The sequence below is a fragment of the Streptomyces hawaiiensis genome (genome assembly GCF_004803895.1).
Lineage (GTDB): Bacteria > Actinomycetota > Actinomycetes > Streptomycetales > Streptomycetaceae > Streptomyces > Streptomyces hawaiiensis.
In genome coordinates this window covers 4,353,256-4,367,401 of the sequence record NZ_CP021978.1, presented here as the reverse complement: position 1 = coordinate 4,367,401, position 14,146 = coordinate 4,353,256, and the positions used below count along the sequence as shown (strand labels likewise).

General features: G+C 69.5%; 15 protein-coding genes. 7 read left to right on the top strand and 8 right to left on the bottom strand.

Annotation, left to right across the window (positions count from 1 at the left end; genetic code table 11):
- Nucleotides 1-308: 308 nt before the first annotated feature.
- Both dnaB and CEB94_RS20105 read left to right on the top strand, forming a co-directional pair.
- The gene (gene dnaB, locus CEB94_RS20110; protein ID WP_175433546.1) at nt 309-1,790 is read left to right on the top strand and encodes a replicative DNA helicase; all 1,482 of its coding nucleotides are present in this window, start codon (nt 309-311) and stop codon (nt 1,788-1,790) included.
- Nucleotides 1,791-1,863: 73 nt separating this feature from the next.
- A complete protein-coding gene (locus CEB94_RS20105) occupies nt 1,864-3,249 on the top strand; it encodes a serine hydrolase domain-containing protein (RefSeq protein WP_175433545.1) in 1,386 nt (461 codons plus the stop codon).
- Nucleotides 3,250-3,308: 59 nt separating this feature from the next.
- On the opposite strand, the gene CEB94_RS20100 is transcribed toward CEB94_RS20105, so the two are convergent.
- Nucleotides 3,309-3,761 (bottom strand): GNAT family N-acetyltransferase, encoded by a 453-nt coding sequence (locus CEB94_RS20100; RefSeq protein ID WP_175433544.1) that lies wholly within the window; start codon nt 3,759-3,761, stop codon nt 3,309-3,311.
- Between the two features lie 68 nt (nt 3,762-3,829).
- Nucleotides 3,830-4,294 carry a MarR family winged helix-turn-helix transcriptional regulator gene (locus CEB94_RS20095; protein WP_175433543.1) on the bottom strand — a complete coding sequence of 155 codons (465 nt, stop codon included), beginning with the start codon at nt 4,292-4,294 and terminating at the stop codon, nt 3,830-3,832.
- A 142-nt stretch (nt 4,295-4,436) separates the two neighbouring features.
- On the opposite strand from CEB94_RS20095, the gene CEB94_RS20090 reads away from it, so the two are divergent.
- Complete coding sequence (locus CEB94_RS20090) at nt 4,437-5,645, top strand: MFS transporter (RefSeq protein ID WP_175433542.1); 1,209 nt, start codon at nt 4,437-4,439, stop codon at nt 5,643-5,645.
- A 59-nt stretch (nt 5,646-5,704) separates the two neighbouring features.
- Nucleotides 5,705-6,115, top strand: coding sequence for a GlcG/HbpS family heme-binding protein (locus CEB94_RS20085; RefSeq protein WP_175433541.1), 411 nt, complete (start codon nt 5,705-5,707; stop codon nt 6,113-6,115).
- A 71-nt stretch (nt 6,116-6,186) separates the two neighbouring features.
- Here the strand turns inward: CEB94_RS20085 and CEB94_RS20080 are convergent, their stop codons facing one another.
- Nucleotides 6,187-7,050 carry a GNAT family N-acetyltransferase gene (locus CEB94_RS20080; protein ID WP_175433540.1) on the bottom strand — a complete coding sequence of 288 codons (864 nt, stop codon included), beginning with the start codon at nt 7,048-7,050 and terminating at the stop codon, nt 6,187-6,189.
- A 516-nt stretch (nt 7,051-7,566) separates the two neighbouring features.
- Here CEB94_RS20080 and CEB94_RS20075 point away from each other — a divergent pair.
- A complete protein-coding gene (locus CEB94_RS20075) occupies nt 7,567-9,171 on the top strand; it encodes a globin domain-containing protein (protein WP_175433539.1) in 1,605 nt (534 codons plus the stop codon).
- A 9-nt stretch (nt 9,172-9,180) separates the two neighbouring features.
- Here the strand turns inward: CEB94_RS20075 and CEB94_RS20070 are convergent, their stop codons facing one another.
- The 5 genes from CEB94_RS20070 to CEB94_RS20050 form a co-directional block, all read right to left on the bottom strand.
- The gene (locus CEB94_RS20070; protein ID WP_175433538.1) at nt 9,181-9,663 is read right to left on the bottom strand and encodes an NUDIX domain-containing protein; all 483 of its coding nucleotides are present in this window, start codon (nt 9,661-9,663) and stop codon (nt 9,181-9,183) included.
- Between the two features lie 202 nt (nt 9,664-9,865).
- The gene (locus CEB94_RS20065; RefSeq protein WP_175433537.1) at nt 9,866-10,771 is read right to left on the bottom strand and encodes a LysR family transcriptional regulator; all 906 of its coding nucleotides are present in this window, start codon (nt 10,769-10,771) and stop codon (nt 9,866-9,868) included.
- A 195-nt stretch (nt 10,772-10,966) separates the two neighbouring features.
- The gene (locus tag CEB94_RS20060) at nt 10,967-12,319 is read right to left on the bottom strand and encodes a cystathionine gamma-lyase (RefSeq protein WP_246111854.1); all 1,353 of its coding nucleotides are present in this window, start codon (nt 12,317-12,319) and stop codon (nt 10,967-10,969) included.
- A complete protein-coding gene (locus CEB94_RS20055) occupies nt 12,316-12,807 on the bottom strand; it encodes a low molecular weight protein-tyrosine-phosphatase (protein ID WP_175433536.1) in 492 nt (163 codons plus the stop codon). Before CEB94_RS20055 ends, CEB94_RS20060 begins: the two co-directional genes overlap by 4 nt.
- Before the next feature lie 6 nt (nt 12,808-12,813).
- Nucleotides 12,814-13,191, bottom strand: coding sequence for a phage holin family protein (locus tag CEB94_RS20050; protein WP_175433535.1), 378 nt, complete (start codon nt 13,189-13,191; stop codon nt 12,814-12,816).
- Nucleotides 13,192-13,251: 60 nt separating this feature from the next.
- Here CEB94_RS20050 and CEB94_RS20045 point away from each other — a divergent pair, with 60 nt between their 5' ends.
- Both CEB94_RS20045 and CEB94_RS20040 read left to right on the top strand, forming a co-directional pair.
- Complete coding sequence (locus CEB94_RS20045) at nt 13,252-13,569, top strand: cupin domain-containing protein (RefSeq protein ID WP_097217849.1); 318 nt, start codon at nt 13,252-13,254, stop codon at nt 13,567-13,569.
- Between the two features lie 164 nt (nt 13,570-13,733).
- Nucleotides 13,734-13,946 (top strand): DUF5326 family protein, encoded by a 213-nt coding sequence (locus CEB94_RS20040; RefSeq protein WP_175433534.1) that lies wholly within the window; start codon nt 13,734-13,736, stop codon nt 13,944-13,946.
- Nucleotides 13,947-14,146: the final 200 nt, after the last annotated feature.

The window sequence follows — 14,146 nt, the reverse complement described above, 5'->3', positions numbered from 1 at the left end:
GCAGGTCAGGGTGGTCTCCCTCGTGAGGGTCGCCGCTTGTTCACAGGCCTGTCCACCGGGTCGTGCACAGGTTTCGCGGAGTTCTCCACAGCATCTGGGTCGTCGTCCACATGGCCTGTGGATAACCAGATTGGCTGACGGTGCAGAGAGGCCTACGGTGGTCCGGCGCCCACTCCGTCCGCCGGTTTTCAAAACGCCACAAAACCGGCGCGTACCAACCGGAGTTGGGCCTCTTATTTGTCAGTGCCGTGCCGTAGAACAGAGGGGCACGGCTAGGTCTGCTTCGGCGGACGGGAGGAGGTGGCTCGGTGAGCATTTCCGAGCCCTTGGACGACCCGTGGGCCGACAGCGGTCCCAGTGATCGTCTGCCCGCCTCCCGCCGCCGTCGTGACGGAGCCCGGGGCCGCGACGAACAGCACGAGCGCGGCGGGGACAACGGGGCGTGGGACGGCGGATCGGCCCCGTCGTTCGAGCGGGTACCGCCGCAGGACATCGACGCCGAGCAGTCCGTCCTCGGCGGCATGCTCCTGTCCAAGGACGCCATCGCCGACGTTGTCGAGATCCTCAAGGGCCACGACTTCTACAAGCCGGCTCACGAGACGATCTACCAGGCCGTCCTCGACGTCTACGCCAAGGGCGAGCCGGCCGACCCCATCACGATCGCGGCCGAGCTCACCAAGCGCGGCGAGATCAACAAGGTCGGCGGAGCCTCGTATCTGCACACCCTCGTCCAGACGGTCCCCACGGCGGCCAACGCGGCGTACTACGCGGAGATCGTCCACGAGCGGGCCGTCCTGCGCCGCCTGGTCGAGGCCGGTACACGCATCACACAGATGGGATACGCGGCCGACGACGACGTCGACGAGATCGTCAACCGCGCCCAGGCAGAGGTCTACGCGGTCACCGAGCAGCGCACGAGCGAGGACTATCTGCCGCTCGGCGACATCATGGAGGGCGCGCTCGACGAGATCGAGGCGATCGGCTCGCGCAGCGGTGAGATGACCGGTGTTCCCACGGGGTTCACCGACCTCGACTCCCTCACCAACGGTCTGCACCCGGGGCAGATGATCGTCATCGCGGCCCGTCCCGCCATGGGTAAGTCGACGCTGGCGCTGGACTTCGCCCGTGCCGCGTCGATCAAGCACAATCTGCCGAGCGTCATCTTCTCCCTGGAGATGGGGCGCAACGAGATCGCGATGCGTCTGCTGTCCGCAGAGGCCCGCGTCGCCCTTCACCACATGCGGTCAGGCACCATGACGGACGAGGACTGGACACGTCTGGCGCGCCGGATGCCCGAAGTGTCGTCCGCGCCGCTCTACATCGACGACTCCCCGAACCTGTCGATGATGGAGATCCGCGCGAAGTGCCGTCGGCTGAAGCAGCGCAACGACATCAAACTCGTGATCATCGACTATCTGCAGCTGATGCAGTCCGGGGGCTCCAAGCGCTCCGAGAGCCGCCAGCAGGAGGTCTCGGACATGTCCCGAAACCTCAAGCTCCTGGCCAAGGAGCTGGAGGTTCCGGTGATCGCGCTCTCCCAGCTCAACCGTGGTCCAGAGCAGCGCACGGACAAGAAGCCGATGGTGTCCGACCTGCGTGAATCGGGATCGATCGAGCAGGACGCCGACATGGTGATCCTGCTGCACCGCGAGGACGCGTACGAGAAGGAGTCGCCGCGCGCGGGCGAGGCGGACATCATCGTGGGCAAGCACCGTAACGGCCCGACGGCGACGATCACGGTCGCTTTCCAGGGTCACTACTCGCGGTTCGTGGACATGGCGCAGACCTGATCCGCCCCGACCTGTCCGGCTCCTGCCGCAAATGTGCTCGACGAGGGGACGCCGGGCCGGGTGGACTGGGCTTATGACGACATCTCAGGGAGAACTGCTTCCCGGCACCCGCCGTGCTCTGTTGCACCGGATCGCCGTCGCGCAGGCCGAAGGGCGGGTTCCGTCGCTCGTCGCGGCTGTCGTGCGAGACAGGACAACGGTGTGGACGGGCGCGCGGACCTCGGTGGAAGGACACGCGCCGGACGAGAACGTGCAGTACCGGATCGGCTCGATCACCAAGACCTTCACGGCGGTTCTCGTGCTACGGCTGCGCGACGAGGGCGCACTGGATCTCGGGGATCCGCTCGAGAAGCATCTGCCGGGCACCGGCGTGGGGGAGGCAACCGTCGCCGAACTCTTCGCGCACACGGGCGGGCTGGCAGCCGAGACACCGGGGCCGTGGTGGGAGCGGAGCCCCGGATCCCTGCGGCCCGAACTCGACGACGTGCTGGGTGAGCGGCCCCTGCTGACCCCGCCCGGTCGCCGGTTCCACTACTCGAACCCGGGATACGCGCTGCTCGGCGCACTCATCGAGAAGCTCCGTGGGGCTTCTTGGGAGGACGTCCTTCGGCGTGAAGTGCTCGAACCTCTGGGGCTGCATCGCACAAGCGTGCGACCTCGGGCGCCCCATGCGGGTGGCTGGGCCGTGCACCCCTGGGCCGATGTGATGCTTCCCGAGCCCACCGAGGACCTGGGGCGTATGGCGCCGGCCGGTCAGCTCTGGTCGACGACCGGTGACTTGGCGCGGTTCGCGGTCTTCCTGGTCAAGGGCGATGAGCGGGTGCTGAGCGCCGAGTCGCTGCGGGAGATGAGGACACCGGCCGCGCCTCACGAGGCGGCGGACGTGGCGAGTGGTTACGCCTACTGTCTGGGCATGGAGATCCGGCGACGGAACGGACGGTCCCTCGTCGGCCACACCGGCTCGCTGCCCGGGTTCCTCGCGTGCCTCATGATCAGCGTCGATGACGACGTGGCAGCGATCGCCCTGGCGAACTCCACTTCCGGGCCGCTGCTGTTCCCCGTCGCCGCCGACCTGGTCCGCATCGTCGCCGAGGCGGAGCCGCGCATCCCCGCGCCGTGGAAGCCGCTGACTGATCTCGATCCGTCGCTGCTGGAGCTGACGGGGCAGTGGTACTGGGGGACGCACGCCTTCGCTCTGCGGCTGACGGCCGACGGGCTCGTCTCACTGGGGCCGTTGTCCGGCGGCGGCCGTCGCTCACGGTTCCGCCCGAACGGCGACGGCACCTGGACAGGGCTGGAGGGCTACTACGCCGGTGAGCTCTTGAGGGCCGTACGGCGGCCGGAGGGGTCGGTGAGTCATCTGGACCTCGGCTCGTTCGTTTTCACGCGTCAGCCGTACGACGAGGGGGCTCCTGTGCCGGGTGGGATCGACCCCGAGGGGTGGCGCGGCATCGGTTAGGCGGCGACATGCGTGGGGCGCGCTGTTTCACGTGAAACAGCGCGCCCCACGCATGCCGGTCACAGCGGGAGCTTGAAGCCCGTGTGGGAGGCCGTGAACCCGAGCCGCTCGTAGAAGCGGTGGGCGTCGGTGCGCGTCCTGTCGGAGGTCAGCTGGACCAACTGGCATCCCTGGTCCCGGGATGTGTCGATCGCCCACTCGATGAGCTGTGTTCCCAGGCCGCTGCCGCGCTCGTCCGCGTGGATGCGCACCCCTTCGATGATCGACCTGGTGGCACCGCGTCGGGAGAGCCCGGGAATGACGGTGAGCTGGAGCGTGCCGACGACCCGGCCCTCCCGGACCGCCACGACCAGACGCTGGTTCGGGTCGGCGCTGAGTCGTTCCAGTGCGGCCAGGTACGGGGCGAGGTCGTCCGGTGACTCGCGCTGCGCGCCCAGCGGGTCGTCCGCGAGCATGGCGACGATCGCCGGGACGTCGTCGGCAGCGGCGGCACGTATCTCAAGGTCTCCCATGAACGCACCCTACGCAGAGACGGCCGATGTGCAGACGCCGCACGCGGGAGGCCCTGCGCGGAGGCGCCCTAGGCGGGCATCGGAGCCTTCAGCGTCTCCACGACCCGGACCAGCGGGGCCAGTTCGGGGTTCTTCGCCGCTTCATCGAGGGCCTCGCGCAGGGCGGCGTCATTGGTCGGGCGCGCCGCTTCCAGCAGCTCGAGGCCCGCTTCGGTGACGTTGGTGTAGATGCCCCGGCGGTCGGTCGGGCACAGGTAGCGCTCCAGGAGTCCGCGGTCTTCCAGACGGGTGACCAGACGTGTGGTGGCGCTCTGGCTGAGGACGACCGCGTCGGCGACCTGCTTCATCTGCAGATGGCCTCCGTCCCCGTCGTGCTGCCGGCTGAGCACGTCCAGCAGGGAGTACTCGCGCGCGCTGAGGTCGTGTCCGGCCTGCAGGGCGCGCTCGATGTGGGCCTCGATCCTCCCGTGGAGCAGGGAGAGGGCGCACCAGCTCTGGGCGAGAGCGGTGAGCGCGGGGTCCGTCGCTGTCATTGGCGTTTCCTCCGTCCCGGAGCGGCTGCCACTCAGGATAGAGCAGAACCGCAATTGACGGCGTTTGCGTATAGCCCGCGTCTGCAACTATTGTGAACGCACGCAAAGCGCTCCTGCAATCGTCTGGGAAGGTAACCCCTCCATGCCTCTCGCGCTTCTGGCCCTCGCGATCGGGGCCTTCGGGATCGGAACGACGGAATTCGTGATCATGGGTTTGCTGCCCGAGGTCGCGGGCGACTACGGGGTCTCCATCCCCACCGCCGGATACCTGGTGACCGGCTACGCGCTCGGCGTCATGTTCGGCGCCCCACTGATGACCGTGCTCGGCACCAAGATCTCCCGCAAGCGGATGCTGATGCTGCTGATGGGCCTGTTCATCGTCGGCAACCTGCTCTCGGCCCTCGCCCCCACCTTCTCCGTCATGCTGATCGGCCGGATCGTCGCCTCGCTGGCCCACGGCGCCTTCTTCGGCATCGGCTCGGTCGTCGCGACCGACCTCGTCGCCCCGGACAAGAAGGCCGGAGCCATCGCGATGATGTTCACCGGCCTGACCGTCGCCAACGTGGTCGGCGTCCCGCTGGGCACGCTCGTCGGGCAGTCCGTCGGCTGGCGGGTGACCTTCGGCATCGTCGCCGCCCTCGGCGTCGTCGGCCTGGCCGGCATCGCCCGGCTCGTCCCCGACATGCCCAAGGCGGAGGGCGTGCGCCTGCGGCACGAGCTGGCCGCCTTCAAGAACGTGCAGGTGCTGCTCGCGATGGCCATGACCGTCCTCGGCTTCGGCGGTGTCTTCGCGGCCATCACCTACATCGCGCCGATGATGACCAACGTCGCAGGCTTCGCCGACGGCTCCGTCACCTGGCTGCTGGTCCTCTTCGGCCTCGGCATGGTCGGCGGCAACCTCGTCGGCGGCAAGTTCGCCGACCGCGCCCTGATGCCCATGCTGTATGTCTCCCTGGGTGCCCTGGCCGTCGTCCTGGCGCTGTTCACCCTCACCGCCCACGACAAGCTGCTGTCGGCGATCACCATCGCGCTGATCGGTGCCCTGGGCTTCGCCACCGTGCCACCGCTCCAGAAGCGGGTCCTCGACCAGGCGCACGGCGCCCCGACCCTGGCCTCCGCCGTGAACATCGGCGCCTTCAACCTCGGCAACGCCCTGTCCGCCTGGCTCGGCGGCATCGTGATCGCGGCGGGCCTCGGCTACACCGCCCCCAACTGGGTCGGTGCCGCCCTGGCCGCCGGAGCCCTGGTCCTGGCCTTCCTCTCGGCCGCCCTGGAGCGTCGTGCCGGCGGTCCCAGCACCGTCGTCACGGGTTCTGCACCGGCCGGGCAGCGAGCCGCTGTCCACCACTGAGCAACCCGACCACCCCGACCGTCCCCATGCCCCAGCACGTCCTCCATGAGAACCCCCTCATGAGCACCACCACCGCCGTCGCCCCGTTGACCACCCAGGACGCCGACGCCCTCGTCTCCGCGGCCCACCGCGCCACCGCGGCCGCGGGCGTCACCGTCCTGGACGCGGGGGGCCATCTGCTCGCCTTCCGGCGGGACGACAGCACCGTGCTGATCTCCGGCGAGACCAGCACCCGCAAGGCCTACACGGCTCTGCAGTTGAACGCGCCCACCGCCGACCTCGTCGACGCGGTGCAGCCAGGAGGCCTCTTCCACACGCTGCCGACCGCGCTCGACCGGCCGCTGCTGTTCATCGCCGGCGACGTGCCGGTGCACCGTGACGGCCGCCTGATCGGCGCGATCGGCGTCGGCGGCGGTGCCCCGGAGCAGGACCACGGCTTCGCCACGGCCGCTGTTGAGGCCCTCGCCTGACCAGGCCCCTTCAGAGCGACGACGCCGGTTCCCCGGTCTACGGGGAGCCGGCGTCGTCGTATCGAGTCTCCTCAGCCCGCCGCGACTGTGACCGGCGCGAATCGGCGGCGCCAGTCTCCGGGCAACTCGGTGATCCCGTACGTCATCACCGAGTTGAAGGCGACGGACTCCAGGCCGCGCTCCTTCACCCACGCGAGGAGCTCTTCGTGCCGCACATCGATGTCGGTGCGCAGCGGACGGTCGGTGTGGGCGGCAAGAGAGACGATGAGCGCCTGCGCCACCGACGTGTCGCGTGCGATGAGCGGGCCGACGACGTGGGTGTCCATGTTGGGCCAGGCACCCGCGTACCCGATGATCCGCCCGCCCTCCTCGGCCACACGCAACTGGTCGGCGAATGCGGGGAGCCGGGTGACGATGTGGGTGCGGTCGGTCCCGAACACCTGCTCGTCGAGCCGGAGGATCGCGGTGAGGTCCTCGGCGGTCGCGGGGCGGGTGGAGACCCTCGGTTCAGGCCGGCCGGGAGTAAAGCGCCCGAGGACCATCTCGGCGCGCCCGGTGACCTTGAAGCCGAGTTCCTCGTAGAGGGGGCGGCCGTAGGGCGTCGCGTGCAGGGTGACAGGTGTGGTGCCCATCGCCGAGACGACATGGTGCATCAGCCGGCGTCCCACGCCCTGCCGAGCGTGCCGTCCGGCGACCAGAACCATACCGATCGCGGCGAGGGCGGGGTTCTGCGGTCCGTACTCGGTGACGACACAGGCGCTCACGAGGCCGCCGTCGGGGTCGTCGATGCCGTAGCCCTTTCCGGCCGTGAGGAGGAAGCCCCACTTGTGCTCCTCCCGTGGCCACCCCCGGTCCTCGGACAAGTCGGCGCAGGCGGCTTGATCGCGGAGCGTCAGACGACGGATGGGCAATGAGGCAAGAGAAGGAGTCGGCACGCAGGTCAGGCTGTCCGACGAGGACCCTTGACGTCCACCTCTTTCAGCGCAGACATACGAGCTTTTGGCCAGTTGTCGCCGCCCGTACAGGGCTTGGGCCGTTGCTGGATGTTTCACGTGAAACACGTAAGAACACCGGGTGTCCGATCCAGGCCTGGAACGGGGTTTTTCTGTCCCGTAGTTGTCAGATTTGAAGATTCGCGTCGTGCCCGCATTTCGTGAGGAGGGAAGGGGGACTTGTGTGCGCGGCGGTGGCCGGTAGGGTCGACTCCGGTTCGCGTCAGGGACGAGCCGACCCGCCCCGTGTGGGCCGAGTGCAGAAAACTCGATGAGAGTTACTGCGTCCAATGTCACACTCTCGCCCTACTTGTCCGTACGGAGTTGGAATACGGGTTGAATGTGGTCGCATTGGCCGCGACAAGGAGGGGAACGCAGACCGTCCACGGGGGAAAGCAGGCACCTTCCAACCCAGGAAGTGCGCAGACCGACCGAAAGATGCTCGAGGCGAGGCACACCATGGACGCTCCGACCACCACGTCGGCCGACAACGGCACTTCTGGCGGCGGGGGCGGCTGGTTCACACCCCGCAAGAACCCCACGACGGCGCCGGACAGCGACCCCGGGACGGCAGAAGGGCGCCGACCGGCCGCCATACGCCCCGTGGGCAGGCCCACGACCGCCCCGGACGCGCCGGAGGACGGCCCATCCGGGCCACCCACCCCGATACCCGGCAGCGTTGATACCGGCCGGCCGGACCTTGGGCGTGAACGCCCGGAGGCGATACCCAGGCTCGCCCCTTCAGCCGCACAGCACGCCCCGTCTTCCGCGGTCTCGAGCCCGGCCACCGCCTCGTCGCCGGGTCCCACACCCACAGCGCTCACCCCGGCGCCCTTCGCCTCCCCCCTGGCTCCGCCCCCCACTGCCGCCGCCGAGCAGCAGGTTCCCGCACAGCGGCATGCGCCGGCGTCGTCCCCAGGAGAGGCCGCCACCGCCCCGGCCGAAGCGGAATCCCCGGACGCCGTGCTCATCCGCCGGGCCATGGCCGAAGTCGCCCCGGTCTCCGACAAGGTCACGTCGTACTTCTACGCCCTGCTCTTCGTCCGCCACCCCGACCTGCGGTCGCTGTTCCCGGCCGCGATGGACACCCAGCGGGACCGGCTGCTCAGGGCGCTGCTCACGGCCGCCGAGCACATCGACAACAAGGACGTCCTCGTCGACTACCTGCAAAACCTCGGCCGGGGGCACCGGAAGTACGGGACACGGGCCGAGCACTACCCGGCCGTCGGCGAGTGCCTCATCGGCGCGCTGAGCAAGTACGCCGCCGGGGTCTGGAACGCGGAGATGGAGGCGGCCTGGGTCCGGGCCTACACCACAATCTCCCAGGTCATGATCGACGCGGCGGGCGCGGACGAACTGCGCGCCCCAGCCTGGTGGTACGCCGAGGTCGTCACGCACGACCTGAGAACCCCGGACGTCGCGGTCGTCACCGTCCGGCCCGACCAGCCGTACCCCTTCCTCGCCGGTCAGTACACGAGCGTGGAGACGCCTTGGTGGCCCCGGATATGGCGGCACTACTCCTTCGCATCGGCCCCCCGCTCCGACGGTCTGCTGTCGTTCCACGTGAAGGCCGTCCCGGCGGGCTGGGTCTCCAACGCCCTGGTGCACCGCGCCCGCCCCGGCGACATCATCCGGCTCGGCCCGCCCGCCGGTTCCATGACCGTCGACCACACCACCGACAGCGGCCTGCTCTGCCTGGGCGGCGGCACGGGCATAGCGCCCATCAAGGCCTTGGTCGAGGATGTCGCCGAGCACGGGGACCGCCGGCCGGTCGAGGTCTTCTACGGCGCTCGTACCGACCACGACCTGTACGACATCAACACCATGCTCCGCCTCCAGCAGAGCCACCCCTGGCTCTCGGTCCGGGCGATCATCGACCAGCAGGCGCACCAGCAGCTGCCGGACGCGATACGCGCCTACGGGCCGTGGAACGAGTTCGACGCCTACGTCTCGGGCCCGCCCGGGATGATCCGCAGCGGTGTGGACGCCCTGCGGGACAGCGGCATCCCGTCGGACCGCATACGGCACGACTCCGTCGAGGAACTGGTCGCGGCCGGAAGCTGATCAGGCGTCTCACCCCAGGTCGGTCGCGTGCATGGCGAGTACGCCCTCGATGTTGCCGTCCAGGTAGTGCCGCAGCGACAGCGGCACGAGATGGACGGAGGCGATACCGACCCGGGTGAAGGGCACACGCACGATCTCGTACTCGCCGACCGGCTCGTCGACCTCGGGGCCGTGGCGCAGCGAGGGGTCCATGGACTCCAGGCGGCAGACGAAAAAGTGCTGCACCTTCACACCGGTCGCGCCGCTGTCCTCCCCGATGTGCTCCATGGTGTCCACGAAGCAGGGCACCACATCGGTGATCTTCGCGCCGAGTTCCTCGTACACCTCGCGGTGCAGGGCGTCGACGACGGTCGAGTCGCCGGGCTCGACCCCGCCGCCGGGGGTGAGCCAGTAGGGATCCACACCCGGCTTGGTGCGCTTGATCAAGATCAGGTCGGCACCGTCCAGCAGAACGGCGCGGGCGGTGCGCTTGACCACGGGTCGGACGGTCATGAGTGAAATGTGGCCCGGCTGGTTCCACGTGAAACATCGCGAAACGTCACTGGTCGAGCTCCCAGAGTGAGCTGCTGTCCCGGGCGCCCCGGAACCCACGCCGGGGCGCCCCCGGAACCCACGCCGGGGCGCCCCGGGAACCCACGACGAGGCGCCCCCGGAAACCCCGTCGCAGCAGCCTTGGCAGGGGCCAGGAAAGCCCTCAGCACCAGTCGGCTGAGGCCTGCTGCAACCACTCATGAGCCCGCGCGATATGCGGCATCGCCAGCGTCCCGGTGCGGACCACCAGGAAGTACGTCCGCAGCGGCGGCACCGCCGGCTCGTGCAGGGCGACGACATCGCCCCGCTCCAGCGCCGGCGCGCACAGATAGCGGGGCAGCACCGCCAGGCCGGCCCCGGCGGCCGCGCAGGCGAGGACCGCGCGCAGATCGGGGACTATCACGGTGCCCGGAGCGGCCGGGGGCGAGTCGAAGACGGAGGCCCAGTAGCGGGAGACGAAAGGCAGCGACTCGTGCACCTCCACCACGGGCACCTTCTCGAAGGCCGGTTCCGCTGTGCGGTCCGGCCGCCCGGTGCCGGCCTGCTCGGCCCAGCGCGGGGCGGCGACCAGGACGTGCTCCTCGTCGCAGAGCGCAGTCGCCGTGAGCAGGGCGCCGCGCGGCTGGGCCGTACTGATGGCCAGATCGTGATGCCCGGCGGAAAGCCCTTCCAGCGTTTCTTCGGCGTTCCCGAAGGAGGCGCGCAAGGCGAAGCCCTGGCCGTCCTCACCGGTCAGCTCCGTGAGGGCGGGCAGGGCTCGTTCGGCGGTGAACTCCGGAGGACCCGCGAGGTGCAGCGTCCGTAAGGAGGAGTCGTCGTCGAGACCGGTCTCGGTGATCTCCACCAGGGCGTCGAGATGGGGCGCGGCCTTGTGGGCGAGTTCGTCGCCGATGCTCGTGGGGGTCACGCCACGGGCCTGCCTCAGGAAGAGAGGGCGGCCCAGCTGCCGCTCCAGCGTCCGTATCTGCGAGGTGACGGCAGGCTGGGAGAGACCGAGCAGGGCGGCGGCGCGAGTGAAGGAGCCGGCCCGGTGCACGGTCACGAAGGTCCGCAGCAAGGCCAGATCCACCGCACACACTCCCCTCTTCGGCCCCGCTCCCTGCCCCGGCCGTGCCCAACTATAAATAAGTCGATAGGTCTCTGTCGCTACCGTGATTGGACACTGACAGAGAGTCAACTAGCCTTGGTCGCGCGGTTCTTGCGCGCGGAACCGGGGGACGGTCCGAGCCACGAGGGGGGAGGCTCGGACCGTCCGTGGGGGTGGTCAGGCGTTCGACGCGTCGAGCGCACGCAGCACATCCGCCACCAGGTCCTCAGAGTCCTCGGCACCGACCGACAGGCGGATGAAGCCCTCCGGCACCGCGTCCCCGCCCCAGCGCCCCCGCCGTTCGGCCGTGGACCGCACCCCGCCGAAGCTCGTCGCGTCGTCCACGAGCCGCAGCGCGTCGAGAAAGCGGTCGGCACGCGCGCGCGAGGGCAGCGTGAACGACACCACGCACCCGAAGCGCCGCATCTGACGCGCGGCGATCTTGTGCGAGGGGTCGTCGGGGAGCCCCGGGTAGCGCAGCCCCGTCACCTCGGGCCGCTCGCGCAGTGCCTCGGCGACCGCCAGGGCCGTCGCGCTCTGCCGGTCGACCCGCATCTGGAGCGTCGCGATCGAACGGTGCGCGAGCCAGGCCTCCATGGGCCCGGGAATCGCACCGACGATCTTGCGCCAGCGGCGTACGGCGGCCATGGCCTCGGCGTCCCGGCCGACGACGTAGCCCAGGAGGACGTCGCCGTGGCCGGTGAGCTGCTTGGTACCGCTGGCCACCGCGAAGTCGGCGCCGAGTTCCAGCGGACGCTGGCCGAGCGGTGTGGCAAGGGTGTTGTCGACGGCCACCAGGGCACCACGCGCGTGTGCCGCCTCGGCGAGCCGCCGGATGTCGCACACGTCGAGCCCGGGGTTCGACGGGGTCTCGATCCACAGCAGAGTCGCACCGTCGAGGACATCGAGCTGGGCGTCGCCGCCCGTCGGCGCGGTACGCACCTCGATGCCGTACGCCTCCAGCTGGGCGCGCACCAGCGGCAGCGCCTGGTAGCCGTCGTCGGGCAGGACGCACACGTCGCCGCTGCGCAGCTGAGAGAAGAGCACCGCCGAGATCGCGGCCATGCCCGAGGCGAAGACGAGCGTCTCGGCATCGTCCTGGCCGGGCGCCTCCAGCTCGCCGACGGCGTGTTCCAGCAGCGTCCAGGTCGGGTTCTCGTCGCGGCCGTAGGTGTAGGGGCCGGTCGGGTCGCCCGGCAGATGGAAGTGGGCGGCGAACACCGGGCCGGGCAGGGTGGGCTCGTACTTGACCGGCTCGGGAAGCCCGGCCCGCACCGCGCGCGTGCCGTCACCGGCACCCGTGGTCGTCCGAGTCTCGATGCCGGTCACCTCGTCCACGGCCCCCGTCACCTCGTCGACGACGTCCGTCACGTCGTCGACGGCACCCGTCGCCTGGTCCGCCGCACCCGTCACGTCGTCCGCGGCACCCGTCACCCGGCTCGTGGCATCCCTCACCTGGTCCGCGTCGGCCGTCGCCCGGGCCGAGCCGCCCGTCGCCCCGCCCGCGTCACCCGTCGCGGAATCGCTCATGCCGCCCGTCCCTCCACGTCCTCACGCACTGCGGCGAGCAGACCGATGCTCGCCGCCTCCACCATCTCAAGACACTCCTCGAAGCCGTCCAGGCCCCCGTAGTAGGGGTCCGGTACGTCGAGGTCGTCGCCGGCGGCGGGGTCGTACGAGCGCAGCAGCCGTACCTTCTCCGCGTCCTGCTCCGTCGGCGCGAGGCGGCGCAGGGCCCCGAGGTGGCCGGAGTCGAGGGCGATCACCAGGTCGAGGCGGGAGAACCAGGACGACTGGAACCGCCGGGCCGTGTGACCGCCGGCGTAGCCGTTGTCCTCCAGGACGGCCACCGTGCGCGGGTCGGCGCCGTCGCCCTCGTGCCAGCCGCCCGTGCCGGCGCTGTCGACCTCCACCAGCCCGTCCAGACCCGCTTCCGCCACCCGCGCGCGGAAGACGATCTCGGCCATCGGGGAACGGCAGATGTTGCCCGTGCAGACGAAGCAGACGCGGTAGGTCATGGCTGCTCAGTCCCCGTCGGGCAGGACGACGTGCAGCGCCCAGGAGACGACCGAGATGATCAGGCCGCCCAGGACGGCCGTCCAGAAGCCCTCCACGTGGAAGCTCAGGTCGAGCTTGTCCGCCAGCCACGACGTGAGAAGCAGCATCAGTGCGTTGACGACCAGCGTGAACAGGCCGAGCGTCAGTATCAGCAGCGGCAGGCTGAGGAGCTTGACAAGGGGCTTGACCAGGAAGTTCACCAGGCCGAAGAGCAGCGCCACGATGATCAGGGTGCCGATCTCTTTGCCCGTGCTGTCACCGGTCAGGGTGATTTTGTCGAGCAGCCATACGGCGACCGCCAGGGCACCCGCGTTGGCGACCGTCTTGACTACGAAATTCTTCATGTGTCTGATCGTGGCAGACCTGATCGGACACGGGCACAAGAGGCAGGGGCGGACAAGGCGATGAAGGCATTCCGGCTGGATGAACTGGAGGCGGAGCGCGCCGCCAACGAGGGCGCCTACCTGCAGTTTCTGCGGGAGCAGAACATGTCGGTCGGTCTGTACGCCCTCGACGCGGGCGAGCAGGATCCACAGAAACCGCACAATCAGGACGAGGTCTACTTCATTGTGAGCGGCCGTGCCGCGATCACCGTCGGCCTGGAGACGACCCAGGTGGCGCGCGGCAGCGTGATCTACGTGCCGGCGGGTGTCGCACACAAGTTCCACCACATCACCGAGGATCTGAGGGTGCTGGTGGTCTTCTCTCCGCCCGAGAGGTGACGGACCGCCTCGGGGTTCCCTAGGGGATCGGTCAGGGGAGGGCAAGGGATGCGAGGCCCCCGTTCGACCCCTCCCGGACCTAGCATCGAGTGCAGGACATCAGAGATCCAGAAGGACCGACAGGACCCGGCACTCGAACGGGCGGAGAGGTAAGGACGAGGGCGATGCGAGAGATCTTCACGGGACTGCCGTGGTGGGTGAAGTGGGTCGCGGTGCCGGTCATCGCCCTGGTCGTGTTCGGCGGGCTGATCGCCAGTGTGGTCGGTTTCGTCATCGGACTGCTCTTCAAGGTGCTGGTCTTCGTGGCACTGGCCGGTGGACTGATTTACGTCGTACGGAAGTTCACGTCGAGCTCCTCGTCGCGCAGCGACTGGTGAGACCGGTGGGAAACCGGTGGGGGTAGCGGGAAACACTTGGAATCACCGGTTCCCTCGGGGGAGGGAAGTTTCCCGTCCGGGCCGTCTGCGTGCGGTGGCAGGCGAATAGAGTCCGGAACTCGACGCGGGGACTTCCCCGCGAGCGGCATACACCCCCACCCGTGTTCCTCCGCACGGTCTGCCCCCTCGCGCTTCGGGAG

Bases quoted from the DNA above. Each gene is read 5' to 3' on its own strand.
- CEB94_RS20105 (WP_175433545.1), top strand. From the start codon at position 1,864: ATGACGACATCTCAGGGAGAACTGCTTCCCGGCACCCGCCGTGCTCTG.
- CEB94_RS20100 (WP_175433544.1), bottom strand. From the start codon at position 3,761: ATGGGAGACCTTGAGATACGTGCCGCCGCTGCCGACGACGTCCCGGCG.
- CEB94_RS20095 (WP_175433543.1), bottom strand. From the start codon at position 4,294: ATGACAGCGACGGACCCCGCGCTCACCGCTCTCGCCCAGAGCTGGTGC.
- CEB94_RS20090 (WP_175433542.1), top strand. From the start codon at position 4,437: ATGCCTCTCGCGCTTCTGGCCCTCGCGATCGGGGCCTTCGGGATCGGA.
- CEB94_RS20085 (WP_175433541.1), top strand. From the start codon at position 5,705: ATGAGCACCACCACCGCCGTCGCCCCGTTGACCACCCAGGACGCCGAC.
- CEB94_RS20075 (WP_175433539.1), top strand. From the start codon at position 7,567: ATGGACGCTCCGACCACCACGTCGGCCGACAACGGCACTTCTGGCGGC.
- CEB94_RS20070 (WP_175433538.1), bottom strand. From the start codon at position 9,663: ATGACCGTCCGACCCGTGGTCAAGCGCACCGCCCGCGCCGTTCTGCTG.
- CEB94_RS20060 (WP_246111854.1), bottom strand. From the start codon at position 12,319: ATGAGCGATTCCGCGACGGGTGACGCGGGCGGGGCGACGGGCGGCTCG.
- CEB94_RS20055 (WP_175433536.1), bottom strand. From the start codon at position 12,807: ATGACCTACCGCGTCTGCTTCGTCTGCACGGGCAACATCTGCCGTTCC.
- CEB94_RS20050 (WP_175433535.1), bottom strand. From the start codon at position 13,191: ATGAAGAATTTCGTAGTCAAGACGGTCGCCAACGCGGGTGCCCTGGCG.
- CEB94_RS20045 (WP_097217849.1), top strand. From the start codon at position 13,252: ATGAAGGCATTCCGGCTGGATGAACTGGAGGCGGAGCGCGCCGCCAAC.
- CEB94_RS20040 (WP_175433534.1), top strand. From the start codon at position 13,734: ATGCGAGAGATCTTCACGGGACTGCCGTGGTGGGTGAAGTGGGTCGCG.